The sequence below is a fragment of the Pseudochryseolinea flava genome, from assembly GCF_003286915.1.
Classification (GTDB): Bacteria; Bacteroidota; Bacteroidia; order Cytophagales; family Cyclobacteriaceae; genus Ohtaekwangia; species Ohtaekwangia flava.
On record NZ_QMFY01000006.1, the window covers coordinates 242,153 to 258,239 of the forward strand.

Annotated in this window: 14 protein-coding genes; 13 read left to right on the forward strand and 1 reads right to left on the reverse strand. The window is 42.7% G+C overall.

Going from position 1 to position 16,087, the window contains the following annotated elements:
• The first annotated feature begins 36 nt into the window (after window positions 1-36).
• The 3 genes from DQQ10_RS13765 to DQQ10_RS13775 all read left to right on the forward strand — a co-directional run bounded on the left by DQQ10_RS13765 (window position 37) and on the right by DQQ10_RS13775 (window position 3,172).
• A complete protein-coding gene (locus tag DQQ10_RS13765) occupies window positions 37-852 on the forward strand; it encodes an ion transporter (protein ID WP_112747454.1) in 816 nt (271 codons plus the stop codon).
• An 86-nt stretch (window positions 853-938) separates the two neighbouring features.
• On the forward strand, window positions 939-2,087 hold the full coding sequence (locus DQQ10_RS13770; protein ID WP_112747455.1) for a WG repeat-containing protein: 1,149 nt from the start codon (window positions 939-941) through the stop codon (window positions 2,085-2,087).
• Between the two features lie 368 nt (window positions 2,088-2,455).
• On the forward strand, window positions 2,456-3,172 hold the full coding sequence (locus tag DQQ10_RS13775; protein WP_245970408.1) for a tRNA pseudouridine synthase A: 717 nt from the start codon (window positions 2,456-2,458) through the stop codon (window positions 3,170-3,172).
• Window positions 3,173-3,181: 9 nt separating this feature from the next.
• Here DQQ10_RS13775 and DQQ10_RS13780 read toward each other — a convergent pair whose 3' ends face one another.
• Window positions 3,182-5,518, reverse strand: a complete 2,337-nt coding sequence (locus DQQ10_RS13780) for a mechanosensitive ion channel family protein (RefSeq protein ID WP_112747457.1) — start codon at window positions 5,516-5,518, stop codon at window positions 3,182-3,184.
• A 269-nt stretch (window positions 5,519-5,787) separates the two neighbouring features.
• Between DQQ10_RS13780 and ligD the strand changes: the two genes are divergently transcribed.
• From ligD to DQQ10_RS13830, 10 genes are all read left to right on the forward strand, one after another.
• The gene (gene ligD, locus DQQ10_RS13785; protein ID WP_112747458.1) at window positions 5,788-7,191 is read left to right on the forward strand and encodes a non-homologous end-joining DNA ligase LigD; all 1,404 of its coding nucleotides are present in this window, start codon (window positions 5,788-5,790) and stop codon (window positions 7,189-7,191) included.
• Window positions 7,192-7,260: 69 nt separating this feature from the next.
• A complete protein-coding gene (locus DQQ10_RS13790; protein WP_112747459.1) occupies window positions 7,261-7,950 on the forward strand; it encodes a response regulator transcription factor in 690 nt (229 codons plus the stop codon).
• The gene (locus tag DQQ10_RS13795; protein WP_112747460.1) at window positions 7,947-9,311 is read left to right on the forward strand and encodes a sensor histidine kinase; all 1,365 of its coding nucleotides are present in this window, start codon (window positions 7,947-7,949) and stop codon (window positions 9,309-9,311) included. Before DQQ10_RS13790 ends, DQQ10_RS13795 begins: the two co-directional genes overlap by 4 nt.
• 112 nt (window positions 9,312-9,423) lie before the next feature.
• Window positions 9,424-9,915 carry a hypothetical protein gene (locus DQQ10_RS13800; protein ID WP_112747461.1) on the forward strand — a complete coding sequence of 164 codons (492 nt, stop codon included), beginning with the start codon at window positions 9,424-9,426 and terminating at the stop codon, window positions 9,913-9,915.
• A 2-nt stretch (window positions 9,916-9,917) separates the two neighbouring features.
• Window positions 9,918-11,333, forward strand: a complete 1,416-nt coding sequence (locus tag DQQ10_RS13805; RefSeq protein WP_112747462.1) for a SulP family inorganic anion transporter — start codon at window positions 9,918-9,920, stop codon at window positions 11,331-11,333.
• 234 nt (window positions 11,334-11,567) lie between these two features.
• Window positions 11,568-11,792: a hypothetical protein gene (locus tag DQQ10_RS13810; protein ID WP_112747463.1), complete on the forward strand. Its 225-nt coding sequence runs from the start codon at window positions 11,568-11,570 to the stop codon at window positions 11,790-11,792.
• Between the two features lie 110 nt (window positions 11,793-11,902).
• A complete protein-coding gene (locus DQQ10_RS13815; protein ID WP_112747464.1) occupies window positions 11,903-12,292 on the forward strand; it encodes a nuclear transport factor 2 family protein in 390 nt (129 codons plus the stop codon).
• 207 nt (window positions 12,293-12,499) lie between these two features.
• Window positions 12,500-14,908, forward strand: a complete 2,409-nt coding sequence (locus DQQ10_RS13820) for a TonB-dependent receptor (RefSeq protein ID WP_112747465.1) — start codon at window positions 12,500-12,502, stop codon at window positions 14,906-14,908.
• Between the two features lie 288 nt (window positions 14,909-15,196).
• Window positions 15,197-15,619 carry a hypothetical protein gene (locus DQQ10_RS13825; RefSeq protein WP_112747466.1) on the forward strand — a complete coding sequence of 141 codons (423 nt, stop codon included), beginning with the start codon at window positions 15,197-15,199 and terminating at the stop codon, window positions 15,617-15,619.
• Between the two features lie 30 nt (window positions 15,620-15,649).
• Window positions 15,650-16,015 carry a hypothetical protein gene (locus DQQ10_RS13830; protein ID WP_112747467.1) on the forward strand — a complete coding sequence of 122 codons (366 nt, stop codon included), beginning with the start codon at window positions 15,650-15,652 and terminating at the stop codon, window positions 16,013-16,015.
• The last annotated feature ends 72 nt before the right edge of the window (window positions 16,016-16,087 follow it).

Below are 16,087 nucleotides of genomic sequence, written 5' to 3' on the forward strand. Positions count from 1 at the left end.
TGTTGGGAACTGTATCTTTGAGCAAGACAATGCGCTATGACTAACAAAAAAGGTTGGAAGACTGTACTTTACGAAACTGTATTCGAGGCGGATACACGTGCGGGTAAGTTGTTCGATCTCACGTTGCTAGTGCTTATTTTGCTGAGTACGCTAACGGTCATGATCGAGACCATGCCAGAGATTCCAAAGGTATTCGGCCATTATTTTTATAAACTTGAGTGGTTCTTTACGATTGTATTCACCGTTGAATATGTGCTACGCATTATTGCGGCAAGGAAGAAGCGGCGATATATTTTTAGTTTCCTTGGAATTATTGACTTCTTGTCGATACTACCGGCATACATCGGTATTTTCATTTCGGGTGCGCAAGTGTTTTTAGTGATTCGAATCGTGAGGCTCATCCGAGTGTTTCGAATTTTGAAGCTTGCGCAATTCATCGGCGCCGGAAACACGCTCCGCACAGCGCTGTTGGCGAGTCGTCATAAGATCAGTGTATTTTTGCTTACGGTGATCATGATCGTAATCGTGTCGGGGACAACCATGTACCTTATTGAGGGTGCTGAGCATGGATTTACCAGTATCCCGCGAAGTATTTACTGGGCAATTGTTACGCTCACAACGGTAGGGTATGGCGACATTGCGCCGGAAACTTTTTTGGGCCAAACGATTGCATCTTTGATTATGATTCTCGGCTATGGTATTCTCGCCGTTCCAACCGGTATCGTGTCTGCGGAAATGATCCAGATGAAATCGCACGATAAGCTTTCGACGCAAGTTTGCCCTGCTTGCATGCGCGACGGACATGACAGCGATGCCGTGTATTGTAAATATTGCAGTTCAAAGCTTAACTGATCGCATCGAGATTCTGAAAGCAGATAGAAGTAAGATCGGGCCGACGATTTAAAGTTTTATGTCGGTGATTCTCCCTAGATTTGGGCATGACAATACCATCGACGATCAAGTCCTTATTTTTTTTCTGCTTTTGTATCATCATCACAGTCGTACACGAGGCAAGTGCGCAAGGTAATCTTTATCCCATTTATGAAAAGGCAGGGCGTCAACACCATGCTTTCATAGACGTCTCTGGTAAAAAAGTCATCAGCTTAGATACGGCCCTTCATCTTGATGACTTCGAGGTGTTTAAATCGAAATATATTTTTCCTTACAAAGTCAAAGGCACACAACGTACATATTTCGCTGTCAATAAAAAGGGAAAAGTAGTGCATGAGTTTCCGTCAGACATCACACCTCTCCGGATGACGGATAATTTAATTGTTATCATGAAGAAGGGCGAATTTCAATTGCCAGAATATGGCTTGATGAATGAGTCATTTAAGATCGTGTTACAACCAACGTACTATGCCATTTATGATTTCTCCGAAGGACTTGCGGCGGTAGAGCGCTCAGGAATAGGCTTTATCAATGCGCAAGGAAAAGAGGTTATTAAGTGTGGGACCAGCTACATGGGTGCGAAATTATCAACACCTAAATTCAAAGAAGGGCTTGCGCGCTTTATGACGCACGATGGCAAAATGGGTTTTATGGACAAGACAGGTGCAGTCGTAATACAAGCAACATTCCATAGTGTTAACGACTTTCAAGATGGTATTGCGCGAGCATGTCTTGCAGAGGAGGATGGAAGTTGCGGATACATCAATAAAAAAGGTGAATGGGTATTGCAACCCGAGGGTGGAAAAATGGAGAATGAAAAATTTGTGGTGAATCGTCAGGGAAGTGTTTTCATTGGTGGATATAGCGACAACCTGATTGCAAAAAGAACATATGAAAAAGGTCGTGCAGTAGGCTATGTGAACTTGCAGAATCAATGGTTGATTCCTGCTACATATTGGCACGCCGAAGAATTTAAAAATGGATATGCACTTGTTGTGTCGATGGATGGGAAGGATGCGATCATTGATAAAAATAATACGGTGATGGCGGTGGGTATTTTTCAACACATGAAAGCTTTTGACAACGATGTTATTTTGGTTACCACTGCACGCGGTACATATTTGGATAATTTGAATACCAACACGTTCGCCTATTACGATCGCTCATTCAAGCTTATCTGGAAAGCGGAAAAATAACAGTTCCGGGTATCAGGATTATTGAAATAGCTTGCGGCACATCAAAAGTTGTGCATTATCGTTTTGATACTTGGGATATTTTATACGAAGATTGTTCAGCGTTAATGCTCCTAAACCTGCCGAACATGAAATGACTCCCCTGTTATCCAAACTCATTCACGAAGACGCAACTTGATCAATCATCAATGATTTAAAATCACTATGTTTGGGAAAGGCTGAATTGCTGCCTCACGATTCAGACGTGGGAATTCATTTGCCTTAATACTTTTAACGATTTAACGCTGCGCTATTTCTTTCATATCGGTTATAACGGTACACAATATAGTGGTTGGCAGAAGCTACCACAGATCACCAGTGTTCAATCCGTTATGGAGACGTGTATCGCACGCGTTGTAAAACTACCCGTCGCCATATTTGGGTGCGGAAGAACGGATGCCTGTGTACATGCAAGTCAATACTTCTTTCACATTGATCTAGAACCGCTGGATGTGGAGGAATTGAAGTTCAGGGTTAATAAACACCTTCCCGCCGACATCGCAGTGTTCGATATCATTCCCGTACACGGCCGACCAAATGCGCGACTTGATGCGATTCAGCGCACGTACGATTATTTTATTCACCGATATAAAGACCCGTTCTTGCATGGCGTCAGTTCATTCTATCAGGAACCAGAACTTGATCTTGAAAAAATGAAAGCTGCCACCATGCTGCTGTCACAGTACAATAACTACCGCGGATTTTACAGAACCACATCAAAGCCAAAAACTACAATCTGCAAGGTGTCTTATGCGAATCTTGTAGTTGATGATAGCGGTGAAAGGCTGAAGTTTACAATTTCGGCGAATCGATTCTTGATGGGCATGGTAAGGATTATCGTAAAACGATTGATAGAGGTTGGAGGAAATAATTTATCTGTCGACGAATTTGAAAGTTACCTCATGACGACAGCAACACCAAAGGATGTCAGATCGGCATTTCCTCAAGGATTATATCTGTCGAAAGTCACCTATCCATTTCTCGATATGAAACCACGTACACGCTTCGATCAATTGGTCAACCGAGAGAATACGTGGCGAGAGATTTAAATGAAGCGCTTAAAGCGTTTCAATGTTAAGCGTTTTGAAAGCTTTAAATAGCGCGTATCGAACTTCACTCTTCAGATTTTCTGAATGCGACACATTCGATGCCCAGATAAATAACTTTAAGTTGTATTCACCTGTTTTAACGGACTCAAGTACGATCGTCGCGGGCCTTGTTGGTAAAATCCCTTCTTGATCTTTGATCGCATTGTCGATTACATCGATAACGAAATCTTTTTCCTGAGTTGTCATGATTTTTAAAGTCAGATTGATTCGTTTGTAAGGATTCGAGTGCGTCCAGTTGGTGATTTGTTGCGAAAGAATGTCGCCATTCGGGATGATAACTTCTGCGCCATCCGACGTAAGTAAAGTACTTGAGCGAATGCCGATTTCTTTTATTTGTCCTTCTTTTCCGCCAACGTCGATCGTATCGCCGATGCGCAATGGTCGATCGAAAATTAAGATGACACCGGAGACGAAGTTGTTGACGATATTTTGCAAACCCAAACCAATACCTACACCCAATGCGCCAATGATGATGGTGATTTGATCCATCGGCAAGCCCGATACAACAATTGCCAAAAGGTAGCCGCAGATGAGTAGAATCAGCCGCGTCATAATCAGTTTTGAGCGTTGCTCGGATACATCGCCATCATCTTCGCCGATGTCGCCCAAAAAGTATCCGATGTTACGTTGCATGAAATGCGCCATCATAATGATTAACGCGAACAGGATAATGCTTCCAAGTGAAATAGCATTTGTGCCGAATGAAATGTTGTATTGAAATATTTTCGTTAACGACCGATGCACCCCATCATAGATATTCAAGTTGGTTGTGAATACGATAAGCCACAACATGATCGCGGTTGCAAGAAACGGAATGCGAAAGCTCTTGTATATTGTAGCTGGCGTAATGGTTCCAGGGATCTCATGTTTAATCCGCTGTGCTTGTGTTTGAAGCGTAATAAATTCCGTTAAAACTTGTACCAATACTGATAGCGCGATCACGTTGGTGAAAGCAAACATCGCGGTAGTTCCAAATACTTGTGATAGTGAAACGCGTCCAAAGATGTTTAGGAGGATAGCGATAACGTTGAGTACTACAACGACGATCATAACAAAACGTGTAAAACGTTTCATCGGGAAAGAGTCTGGAATGTGCTTGGCAAATGATAGTCCAAGGAATATCACAAGCACGTTTAGAACAACCATGACATAACGCTGCAACGCCGCCAAAGGAAATAAGTGGGAGCTAGAAATGACCAGGAGATACAATACCACAACGTAAATCCATTCTTTGAATTTGTTTTTTGGCCATTGTTTGTAGAATAGAATTGTCATCGTGACGAGCAACCAGAATTGCAAAATTTCGATGTATGATGCCGGTGCATGTAAATCAAAGAAAGGTGCGAGACACAGGGTAGCGGCGACGATGGCTAGCAATGGATGGTTCACGATGATGAAGACGCCATTGCCAGTCAGGGTATCTAGTTGTTGTGCACGTTTTACACGATTTAAATTTTGTCGTATCCAAAAATAGAACAATGTGGTGAAGAGCAGGAGGAAGAAGATTTCACCATTAAATTCTTTGAAGTAGTAGTGCAAAGCTTTTCGTTCTGTATCATAAGCGCTTTCAATTTCAGATTTAATGTCAGTGGTGTCGCTGCCAGCTGCCCATAGTGATGGCTTTTCGTTGCCGAAGAGTCGCTGTGTTGCGTTACGTTTCTCTTTTCGAATATCGGATGCCAACAGGGTAGCGGTGATCTCATGACTCGCACCACTAACTTTGATGGCACTTATGGTATTGAGTTTTACTTTTACCAGACTATCAGTGCGGCTATAGTTTCTTTTTAATTCCGCCAGTTGCGGGTAAATGGATTTTAATTTGCCTTTGTCGCGAATTAAACGCTTGGTGATTGAGTCTTGTCTTATACTAATAAGCTCGGTCTTGAGCTTGCTCAATATCTGATAGCTAACATTTAACTTTTCATTCTCGATTTTTAGTTCGGCGTGTGCGTTGGCCAGAATAAGTTCTAAAAGCTGCAAATTTCTCAAACTAAACGACGCACTCGAGCGATTCAGGCTTCCGTCCACAAACTGTAATACGTTTTCGATTTCGGCTATGTTCGCTTTTGTGTCGCGGGTTTGGCCATTGGTTCTGGCCATCGTGCGAATGGAATCGATTTTGTGAAATAACGAGGTAACGTGTAGCATATACTCACCAACAGACACATCTACAGAATCTGAGAAGGCGTTGCCACGCGCTTGACGTTGTGCTAGTGCTGTGTGGGTGTTAAAAAGAAGCGGGAGTAAAACGAAGGCTACAAAAAATGCCGAGAATTTCGATTTCATGGCGCAAGAATACGGAACTTTATTTCGACTGGTGGCATGTGGTTTTTATTAGTGTGCTTCGCGCGTGTGAAGCTTGACGATGAATTTAAAAATATTGAGGTCGTTCGTTGAACTACAAAATCACGCAAACACCGCCGCGTGATACGGCTGTTGTAGGTGAAATTCTATGTGGTTTACAATCAATAAAGTCGGCCGATAAGTTTATAAATCGCTCCGAATTTTTTTAATTACTGCGAGATGACGCGTTAAACTTACGTCGGTTAGAAATCATGCTACTCCGTAAAAATACCAAGCCGTTTAAGACCATTCTCCATATTGTGAAAGAATGTGAACGTAGAAATGATCGCGAAAAACTCATTCGAATTTACATTACCAAAGCAGGGCAGTCCATCGAAGAACGCATCAATGTCGAGGCTATTCCGGGTGATGCTGCAGTGTTTTACGAGATGGGGTACGAAACGGTGTTGAGTAATTTAGAATCGACCACCCACCAGCTACACGCCAGTGATGATGTTCCTGGGATCTACTTTTTCAGAAGTGGGTTGAGCAAATCGTGGGATGAGTCACCTTTTGAATTTGATGACGCTGTAGCGAAAGAGTTCAAGTCTATTCCGAATTTGCCCGCCACGCGTAAGCGCGAGAAGGTAGACAAAATCAATTTGCCAATGCCCAAGTTGACGTCGGAAAAACCTGTGTCAAAAAAAACGAAACCGACTGATAAGAAGACTTTAAAGAAGTATGCGGTAGTCCCGGCGCAACCTAATTTTAAACTGAAGAATAAACTCACGTTTACGTCGCTTGACACCGTTATTTTTAAGCAAGCAAAATTGAACAAGGAAGATGTGCTGAAATATTATAACGACATGTCAGACTACATTCTTCCATTTTTAAAAGATCGCCCGATATCGGTGAAACTTTATCATGATGCATTCCGCAAGCCGGTTATCCTAACAACTGAATTATTGGAAGAACATGGTGTTGGAGAAGTGCCGTCTTGGATTAAGTCCGCGCACGTTGAAATTTCTGATCAACCAGTAATATTGGTGAACGATCGAGAGCATTTGTTAGCGTGTGTGGAACTCGGCTGTATAGAATTCTGTCCGACACCTTCGCGAATAAAAAATATCGATGCGCCCGACTACATTGTTATTCAAATTGATTCACCCGATTATAATATCGCAAAGGCGATCGAAGTTGCGCGCGTGCTGAAAGTTGTCCTCAACGGCTTAAAGTTTCCGTCATACATGATGACAAATGGCGGTTCTGCCGTGCATATCTATTTGCCGCTCGATGGAAAAACTGAATTTGAGTCGAGTATGCTTGTCGCGGAATACATTTGTAAGCTCGTTCACTTAAAAATTCCAGATCTCGTAACCTTAGAGGGTGCCGAAGATTATACCTATGGTAAAGCGACGCTGCACTTTTTGTCCAACAACATGGGGCAGGGATTTATCGCACCGTATTCACTGACATCGGGAGAAACGGCTTCTGTTGCAACGCCATTGCTATGGGAAGAAATTGATGATGTGACGATGATTGATAATGCAAGAAGTGAAACAATATCCGACCGTTTAAAACAAATTGGAAATCCAGTGGACAACTTTATGAAGAAGAAGCTAAACGCCAACGAAGTTGTGGATCGTATGGATACGCATTATGGGTTTCTATTTTGATGCGTGGATGCGCACGAACTTGACAAATGGAGATTCGTGCGATATACTTACACTTATATTCACATTTGAATGAGAAAAGTTCTATTGGTAGAAGACGAAAGCAGCGTCGTTTCCTTTGTTCTGCGAGGGCTTACAGAAGCGGGATATGCCGTCACCGTTGCCCTCGATGGTAATCAGGGTTTGCAGATGGCGCTCACAGGCGACTATCATATGATCATTCTTGACATCATGCTTCCGGGGATGAATGGTCTCGAAGTATGCAAACAAATTCGAAAGCAGAACAGGAAGGTTGCAATTCTCATGCTCACCGCGCTGGGAACAGCAGAGAACGTCGTGCTTGGGTTAGAAACGGGTGCGGATGATTACTTGGTAAAGCCTTTCAAGTTTATCGAACTTTTGGCCCGCATCAAAACCTTGCTTCGAAGATCGGAAAGCGGTGTGGCGACGGAAGAAGATCCTGATGTATATCGCTTCGCAGACGTCGAACTGAATGATACTACCAAAACGGTCATCCGAAATGGCGAGACAATTACGTGTACATCCACGGAGTATCGATTGCTGCTGTTGCTGATGAAAAGTCCACGAAAGGTTTTTTCTCGTGCTGAAATCCTTGAAGACGTGTGGGGCGTAAATTTTGAAATGAATACCAATGTCGTGGATGTATATGTAAATTATCTGCGAAAGAAATTGGAAGTAAATGGGCTCCCAAGATTGATTCATACTGTGATCGGAATGGGATATGTCTTAAAGAACGAATGAAAAATCAAACCCGTATCGCACTGGTATTTTTCTCGCTCACCATCTCTGTTATGATTATGTTGAGTGCTGCAGTTTACTATTTCGCGATGCAATATACTTTCGCGGATTTTTATAAGCGACTCAAAACACGTGCGCAACTTGCCGCTCGAATCAAACTGGAGGATGAGCGTACATCGCTTTCGGCTTACCAAGAGATGCGTGATCGAATCCTAGAGAAACTCCCCAATGAAATCGATTACTTCATTGAAGTGAAATCCGATTTCAACGCAACGCTTGCTGATACGTTGGGATTGCCTGCGTCATTTTTTCGAAATGTAATTGAGCAGGGTGCTGCTGAATATCGGCGTGATGAAATTTTTTATTCCGGAATTCGTCACCAGCAAGAAGGAAGATCATACATCGTAATCGTTTCTGCAGAGAGTTACTATTATTCTCACCACGTGGCCAACTTGCGCACGATTATGACCGCTGCTTTTGTGCTCATCTCACTGATCGTGCTCTATGTTTCATTTTTGTTTTCACGCTACGTGTTTGGACCAGTCAGACAAATTACACGTCAGGCTGGCGATATCAACTCAGATAATTTGCATGTGCGATTGGATGTGGAAGGTGTAAACGACGATATCAAGGAGTTGAAGGTTACGTTTAATACCATGCTTGATCGTCTCGAAGCGTCTTTTGCCACGCAGAATAATTTTATAAGTAACGCTTCGCATGAACTCGCGACGCCGCTAACAGCAATCATCGGAGAATCCGAAGTCGCGTTATCGAAAGAGCGAAACGAAATGGAATATCGTGATTCTCTAAAAAGAATATCGCATCAAGCGGAGCGTTTGGAGCGCATCACGAAATCGCTATTGTTTTTAGCACAAACGGGATTCGAAGGAAGTAAACAAAAGTTCAGGTCGGTGCGCGTCGACCAATTGCTTTGGGATGTAAAATCTACGATTGAGCAAATGAATCCGAAGAGCCAAGTGATGATTAACATTGAGCTCATGCCAGAAAATCCTGATTTACTCACCATTAATGGCAGCGAGCAACTTCTTCACTTGGCGTTATCAAACATTGTGAGTAACGGATGTAAATATTCGAATCACCAACCCGTCGAGATTTTTGTCGGCATTTCCGATACACACGTCATTGTAGTGGTGACGGATCGCGGCATTGGTATCCCGGAAAATGAAATCCGATTTATCTATGATCCATTTTTCAGAGCTTCCAATACGATTGACTTCGAAGGCTATGGTATTGGTTTGCCGTTGACGCGTAATATTGTGCGTATTCATAAAGGCACGATTAGCGTGAAATCGAAGCTTGGTTACGGCACCGTTGTAGAATTATCTTTCCCAGTGGGCCGATGACAAAACGTTTCCCATTCTTAACACATTTTAATGTACTTCTTAAAGCGCTTTAATCTGGCTCTTACACGGGCCTAATGCGGTGCTGCTAGTCTTGTATCAAACATATAAGACTGTGCGAAAAACGATTCTAATCCCCACGGATTGTTCCATTTATTCTCTTCAAGTAGTAAAGCATGCCATCGATCGAAATGCCGATTGTGTAGTTGATGTCGTATTGTTTACCGGCGTGTTTTTGTCGAACAACATTTCCAATATGCTCTTTTTTTCAAAAGAAGAACTCGTGGATGAATTGTGTAGCGAAGAGTTTCACGAAGCGTGCGAAATCATTTGTAATAAGTACGGAAAGCGCGTGCGGTCGATGCGCTTCGAAATCTTTACCGGGAATACGCAAGCTGCGTTCGAAAATTTCTTACTGGGCAACGATGTCGATGAGATGTTCATTCCGCATGCACGCTTAGTCTACGGAAAAAAATGTTTCGATCCAGTTCCCTATATGCAAGACAGTAAGCTGCCGTCAACGGTCATATCGCTGGTTGAAGAGCGTAGTCCTTGGGGCGACAACATACTCAGTGAATTATTTTACAACCTGAATAAAGCAAGATAACTATGGTACAACAATCGGAACGTCAGGCCACCACCACGTGGCGGGAACGACTCAAACTTTTTTTCACGCTTTATGATAGTCGCTTCGAAGATCTTGAGAAGCATAATTGGAAGACGACATTGTATCGCGATTTTAGTGCGGGCTTGATTGTGGCCATGACGGCAATCCCGATGGCGATGGGATTTGCAATGGCGATGGGTTTGCGTCCCGAGCAAGGAATAATTGCAGGAGCGTTAGCCTGTATAATCGGAAGAACTTTTGGTGGATCGAAATATCAAGTGTATGGTCCGACGGCAGCATTTATTCCGCTCATTGCAAGTCTCATTGCAAAGTACACGGCCATTACCGGCAGCGCAGAACAAGCGCACGGATTTCTCGTGGTGGTGTCGATCATTGCCGGCGTTGTGTTGATGATCATGGGTATTTCAGGACTTGGAAAGTACGCTAAGCTTGTTCCGAATTCAATCGTGGTTGGATTTACTGTCGGTATTGCAATCGCGATTGCGCTTACAAATTTTGAAGATATCCTCGGTATAGAAACTGTAGCGGATACGATTGGGCAAGATGAAGATATCAAAGGCGGTTTCTTACACAACATCAGTGCGGCACTTCATCATTTAAATTTTATCAACATCTGGTCTGTGGTGATCGGGTTGTCAACATTCTTCCTGACACGTTATCTGTTGAAGGTCTCGATTTTTATTCCAGCGCCACTGATTTCAATCGCAGCCGCTACATTGGCTTCAGCAACCTTGTTAAAAGACAAAGGCATTATTCTTATTCGTGATATTTATGGAACGATACCGAACAACTTCTTCGTGTTTACGCCGCCGATCATGCCCGAGTTCTCGGCAACGCTGGTAGTCGATATTGTATATTTTGTTACGGCAATTGTATTTGTGTCGGGTGTTGAAAGTTTATTGTGCTCTTCCATGGCTGATAAGCTTGCAAATAATAAACGTACGCCATTCAATGCAGACAAAGAGTTTTGGGGACAAGGTCTGGTGCAAATCATAACGCCGCTGTTAAATGGTTTTCCATGTACAGGAGCGTTGGCACGAACAGCGACATCGATTAAAGCAGGTGCTGTGACGCCGTTTGCAGGATATTTCAAAGGCGTATTGAAACTGGTGCTTGCATTCTATGTGGCGCCATATTTGGAAATTGTTCCAATGGCATGTATCGGTGGAATTTTATTATGGGTTGCATCAAACATGATTAAGCCTGCAGAGATAAAGGAAGTAAAGGCAGCAGGGAGATTCGAACTTGCCATGTTGGTGTATACAGCAGCAATGGTTCCGCTTACAGATTTTCTCACGGGTGTGCTTTCAGCGTTAATCATTTATTTCGTTGCTATCAAATTATTCCCAAGTTTAAAGCAAGAGTCGACGATCAAGCCGACTGTAGTAGCAGACTAGTAGTAAGTGTTCAGTTGTATAATTGGTTTAAGACCAGGAGACTCGGGGAATTTTCTTCGAGTCTTTCTTTTGTCAGAGTATCCTAATGTTTTTTTGGTCAGATGAAAACATTTAGTAGTGGTGTGTCACCATTTGTCACGTGAAAACACGGTGGATAACTTTCTAACTTCTCCACATTGCCGTGCGTGAAATGATTGTATTTTAGCGCCCCAGAAAAAAAAACAAAAAGTGATTATGGCGAAGGAAATTATTGTTAAAGAAAGCCCCGTTATGGATGCATTAAAGAAATTGAAAGAAGATGAAGCGGAATTGTTGGCGAAATTGAAGCCGGTGCAAGAAGCGATCGGTGCACTTGAAAAAATCGTCGACAAGTCAGTGAAGAAGGTGAAGCCGGCAAAAGAAAATGGTAGCGAAAATGTTACCGAAGAGGTAGCGCAAGAAGTTGCTGTTGAAGCTTAATCTTTTTAGAACAGTCAGGCGCACGAGCAAAGAAGTAATTTTTTCTCGTGCGCTTTTTTTGCTCGCGGCATGATATTTTTTTGTTTGTATGAATCATAATATCCATCGCCATGTCATCTACTGAAGAATCACTTCTGCAAACCGATTTGCTTTGGAATAAAGCAATTGAAGAAAACAATGTCGATGAAATGGCTAAGCACACGCACGACGAGTGGCTTATTTTTTCGGGCGATGGAAACTTTACGAACAAGGAAACTTTTTTAAAGCAAGTCCGATCAGGCGACTTACAGCATTCTAAAATGAAATCAAAAACCTTGCGCGTTCGTGTCTATGGCGACACGGGGCTTATCATTCAACAGGGTATTAGTGCTGGTGTGTGGAAAGGACATGAGTTCAGTGAGGCCGAAATTTCGTCAACCGTATTTGTGAAGGAAAATGGACAGTGGCTTGCTGTTCAAACAATGATTACTCCTGATGTTACTTCAAATAAGCGCGCCTGAATCCTTTGTAATATTTAGAAGTTCTTGCTCCCAATTTTGTACTACCCGCAAGAAGTAACACTTCCGGAAATGTCCCCTCGCTAGGCTACCCTGCCCAGGGTATTTTGGATCGCTAGCGGCAAAAAAACTGAAACGGCTTTGCAATAGTTGTACATGTCACTTCATCTTTGGCGCGGTTAAAAAAATCAAAAAATACCAAGTAACAAGATGAAGTACATTTACTTTTTCCTAATGATCATAGGATGTCATTATACAGCATTGTCGCAAACAACGGGAGGGCTACGCGGTTCTGTCAAAACTTCCGATGGTAATCCGGCTGCTTTTGTGAACGTGAGTATCCAGGGGACATCGAAGGGGGCGACGGCGGATTGGCAGGGTAACTACGAAATAAAAAACGTCCCGCCAGGAAACCACGTAGTCGTTGCATCTTTCGTGGGACTGGAGGTTAAGCAGCAAACAGTGGAAGTGCTTGCAGGTCGCGTGACCATTGTGGATTTTGCGCTCAGTGAGAACACAACAGCGCTGGAGGAAATAATTGTTTCTGCGCGACCACAGTTAAACAAAGAAGAAGATATGGTTGCGAAAACGCCACTCAAGAAGTTGGAGAACCCGCAGACCTACAGCAGTGTTTCAACCGAAATTCTCAAGCAACAAGCGATAACCAATTACGATGATGCGTTCAGAAACGTTCCAGGTATATCAAGAACGTGGGAAGCAACAGGCCGTGATGGCGATGGTGCAGCTTTTTTTGCGCTACGTGGGTTGGAGTCACAATCAGGGTTGGTGAATGGTTTGCCTGCAATTACCAACGGAAATCTTGATCCTGCAAACGTTCAAGAGATTCAAGTGATGAAAGGACCGTCTGCAACATTGTTTGGTGCGAACGCTACGGCCTATTCAAGTTACGGTGGTATCATTAACGTGGTCACCAAGAAACCATATTTTACAAAAGGTGGTGAAATCGCCTACAGCATTGGAAGCTTCGGATTGAGTCGTATTACCGCTGACGTTAATGCACCTTTGAGCCAAGAAGATCGTGTTGCACTTCGTGTCAACGCGGCTTACCACACGGAGGGAAGTTTTCAAGATGCAGGCTTTAAAAAATCATTGTTCATTGCGCCATCGTTAGCCTATGAAGTAAATGATCGGTTGAAGTTTTTAGTGAATACGGAAATTTTGGAAGAGGAGCGAGCTGTGGCGCCTGTGTTCTTTCATAGCAATCGATATGAACCGCTTACATTTAAAACGGTAGACGAACTTGATCTGAATACAAATCTTTCGTTTACAACCAATGATCTATCGATTAAGAATCCACGCGCGAGTATTCAAGCGCAGATGATTTATAAAATATCTGATCAGTGGACGTCTCAATCTGTTGTTTCTCGTGGGTCAGCGAAGTCTGATGGATACTATACCTATATATGGGCTGGTGATGAAGGCGATAATATTTTTAGTCAGAGCTTCACAGACGTTGAACAGTCGAGAACTACAACCAATGTTCAGCAGAATTTTAACGGTGACTTTAAAATTGGTAAGGTTAGAAATCGCGTGTTGATAGGATTCGACTACCTCCATCAGGAGATTGATAACCGCGGTATAGGGTATGAGTTCGTTCGAAATGTGACACCGCAAGGCTTAGTACCCGGCGAAGAAATTTATTTAACGCGAGCCATTGTCGATAGTGTGTTGATGGATGCGGGTTCGGATAATAATAGCGCATCATTTGCAGCATTCGGAGCTTACGTTTCTGATGTTGTGAATATTACTGATCAACTAATTGTTTTGGCAAGTTTGCGTGCGGATTATTTTTATACCCAAGGAGATAAAGTGACAGAAGGTGATGCGTACGATGAATTTGTATTGTCTCCAAAAATTGGTGTTGTGTATCAAATCGTACCGGAGAAGTTTTCGGTGTTTGCAAATTATCAGACAGCTTTTCATAACAACGGCGTGTCATTTGTAACCGATGATCCGGACGGTAAAGTCGGATATTATTATAAACCATTCAAAGCAGATCACGCTAATCAGTGGGAGGCCGGTGTGAAAGCAAATCTTTTACGAGACAGACTTTTTGCAACGGCATCGTACTATAACATCAACGTGTTTGATCGATTATATACTGATCCTGTTCGTCCGTACAATTCAATTCAAGGTGGTGAGGTTGAGAGTAAGGGTTTTGAAATTGAGGTAACAGCAAATCTGTTTCAAGGGTTTAGCCTGATCACGGGTTACAGCCACAACGAAACATTGAATGTTGCGGGCGCGAGTGAAGATTTTTATAGTCAGCCAGGAACGGTTCCGGGAGGACAAGGCCCACAAGATCAATTTAATTTTTGGGCAACTTATCGGCTTAATTTCGGCAAGCTGAAGAATTTAGGATTTGGTGTTGGTGGGAATTATGCAAGTGAATACCGCGTCGCTGACGGCGTGCTCACCGGCGTGTTCGATTTGCCTAGCTATAAAGTTTTTAACGCTAGCATCTTTTATCATCCCGAGAAGTTCCGCATCGGATTTAATTTGAACAATGTATTCGATGAAGAATACTACATTGGCTACTGGTCGGTGAATCCACAGAAGCCTAGAAATTTTGTAGTTAGTTTTGCCTACAAGTTTTAGTATCAACATATTTTAAACACTAATTCCTCGGGGCATACCTCGAGGAATTTTTTTTTGTGATTAAAAGCACATGATTCACAACACATGAATATACTGTAGTGATATCATTCAAAAACAATCAGGTTTTCCGTTGCGTGTTATGTTGCTCTTGTTTAAATAATTTTCATCCTTCGTATTGTATTCACGCTTTTTATCTCGAAGAAAATTTTGCGTTCAGTTAACTATATCTGCGTGGAAGTATTTGGTTCGCTGTAGAATAATCGTTGTCAATTTTAACCGTTAGCCTTTATGAAAAATCTATTGATCGTCTTAATTGTTTGTGGAGTATCATCGAATGTATGTCGCGCGCAATGGACTACTGCCGGTGTGAATATTAACTATACCACAGGCGCAGTAAGCATCGGCACCACCAAAGTATCTACACCGTATAAGTTGGCTGTTGGCGGAGGAATCATCGCTGAAGAAGTTGTGATTAAGTTACAAGCAGCTTGGCCGGACTATGTATTTGATGGGGGTTATCCTTTAATGGACTTGAAGGCTCTTGATGCGTACATATCGGAGCATAAACATCTCCCGGACGTGCCGAGCGCCCTTGAGGTTGAGCGTGAAGGCGTAAAAATTGGCGAGATGAATACTGTTTTGCTGAAGAAGATTGAGGAACTCACGCGCTATGTAATAGTGCTTCAAAAACAGATTGACGAAATGAAGTAGTCAGTGATACACCGTTGAGTTTGATCTTGTATGGAAGAGTCATTTGATCAACTGATGAAGGCCAAATTTGTGAAAGCACTGCTTGATACTACGCATGCTTTCAACTTGCGACGATTGGAACACGTACGGGTCATTGAAAAAGGTTGGGCTATTGTAGCTGAATATCGGAGTGCGGAAACGAAAGTAGAGCTATTATTCGGTCCTGCGGATTGGATGATAGAAATGCTCGTGGAAACAAAATCTACACGCTACGGTATTGAGAGCTTGTTTGAGATATCGATGCTGCGGAAATGGATTGGCGAAAATCCGTTACCAGTCAAAGATGAGCGCAATATTCGGCAGGAGCTTGAATGGAATCTAAAGCTTTATGACACAGCGTTACCCTTATTGGAATAGCTGGACGTCATCAGTTCAATATGGAGTAAAGGGCTTATCAATTGAGGTATATTTTAGGAGTTTCTTGCGGTC

Coding starts and splice junctions, on each gene's coding strand:
- ligD (WP_112747458.1), top strand. CDS start 5,788: ATGCTACTCCGTAAAAATACCAAGCCGTTTAAGACCATTCTCCATATT.
- DQQ10_RS13815 (WP_112747464.1), top strand. CDS start 11,903: ATGTCATCTACTGAAGAATCACTTCTGCAAACCGATTTGCTTTGGAAT.
- DQQ10_RS13790 (WP_112747459.1), top strand. CDS start 7,261: ATGAGAAAAGTTCTATTGGTAGAAGACGAAAGCAGCGTCGTTTCCTTT.
- DQQ10_RS13780 (WP_112747457.1), bottom strand. CDS start 5,518: ATGAAATCGAAATTCTCGGCATTTTTTGTAGCCTTCGTTTTACTCCCG.
- DQQ10_RS13770 (WP_112747455.1), top strand. CDS start 939: ATGACAATACCATCGACGATCAAGTCCTTATTTTTTTTCTGCTTTTGT.
- DQQ10_RS13820 (WP_112747465.1), top strand. CDS start 12,500: ATGAAGTACATTTACTTTTTCCTAATGATCATAGGATGTCATTATACA.
- DQQ10_RS13765 (WP_112747454.1), top strand. CDS start 37: ATGACTAACAAAAAAGGTTGGAAGACTGTACTTTACGAAACTGTATTC.
- DQQ10_RS13830 (WP_112747467.1), top strand. CDS start 15,650: ATGGAAGAGTCATTTGATCAACTGATGAAGGCCAAATTTGTGAAAGCA.
- DQQ10_RS13805 (WP_112747462.1), top strand. CDS start 9,918: ATGGTACAACAATCGGAACGTCAGGCCACCACCACGTGGCGGGAACGA.
- DQQ10_RS13775 (WP_245970408.1), top strand. CDS start 2,456: ATGGAGACGTGTATCGCACGCGTTGTAAAACTACCCGTCGCCATATTT.
- DQQ10_RS13825 (WP_112747466.1), top strand. CDS start 15,197: ATGAAAAATCTATTGATCGTCTTAATTGTTTGTGGAGTATCATCGAAT.
- DQQ10_RS13810 (WP_112747463.1), top strand. CDS start 11,568: ATGGCGAAGGAAATTATTGTTAAAGAAAGCCCCGTTATGGATGCATTA.
- DQQ10_RS13795 (WP_112747460.1), top strand. CDS start 7,947: ATGAAAAATCAAACCCGTATCGCACTGGTATTTTTCTCGCTCACCATC.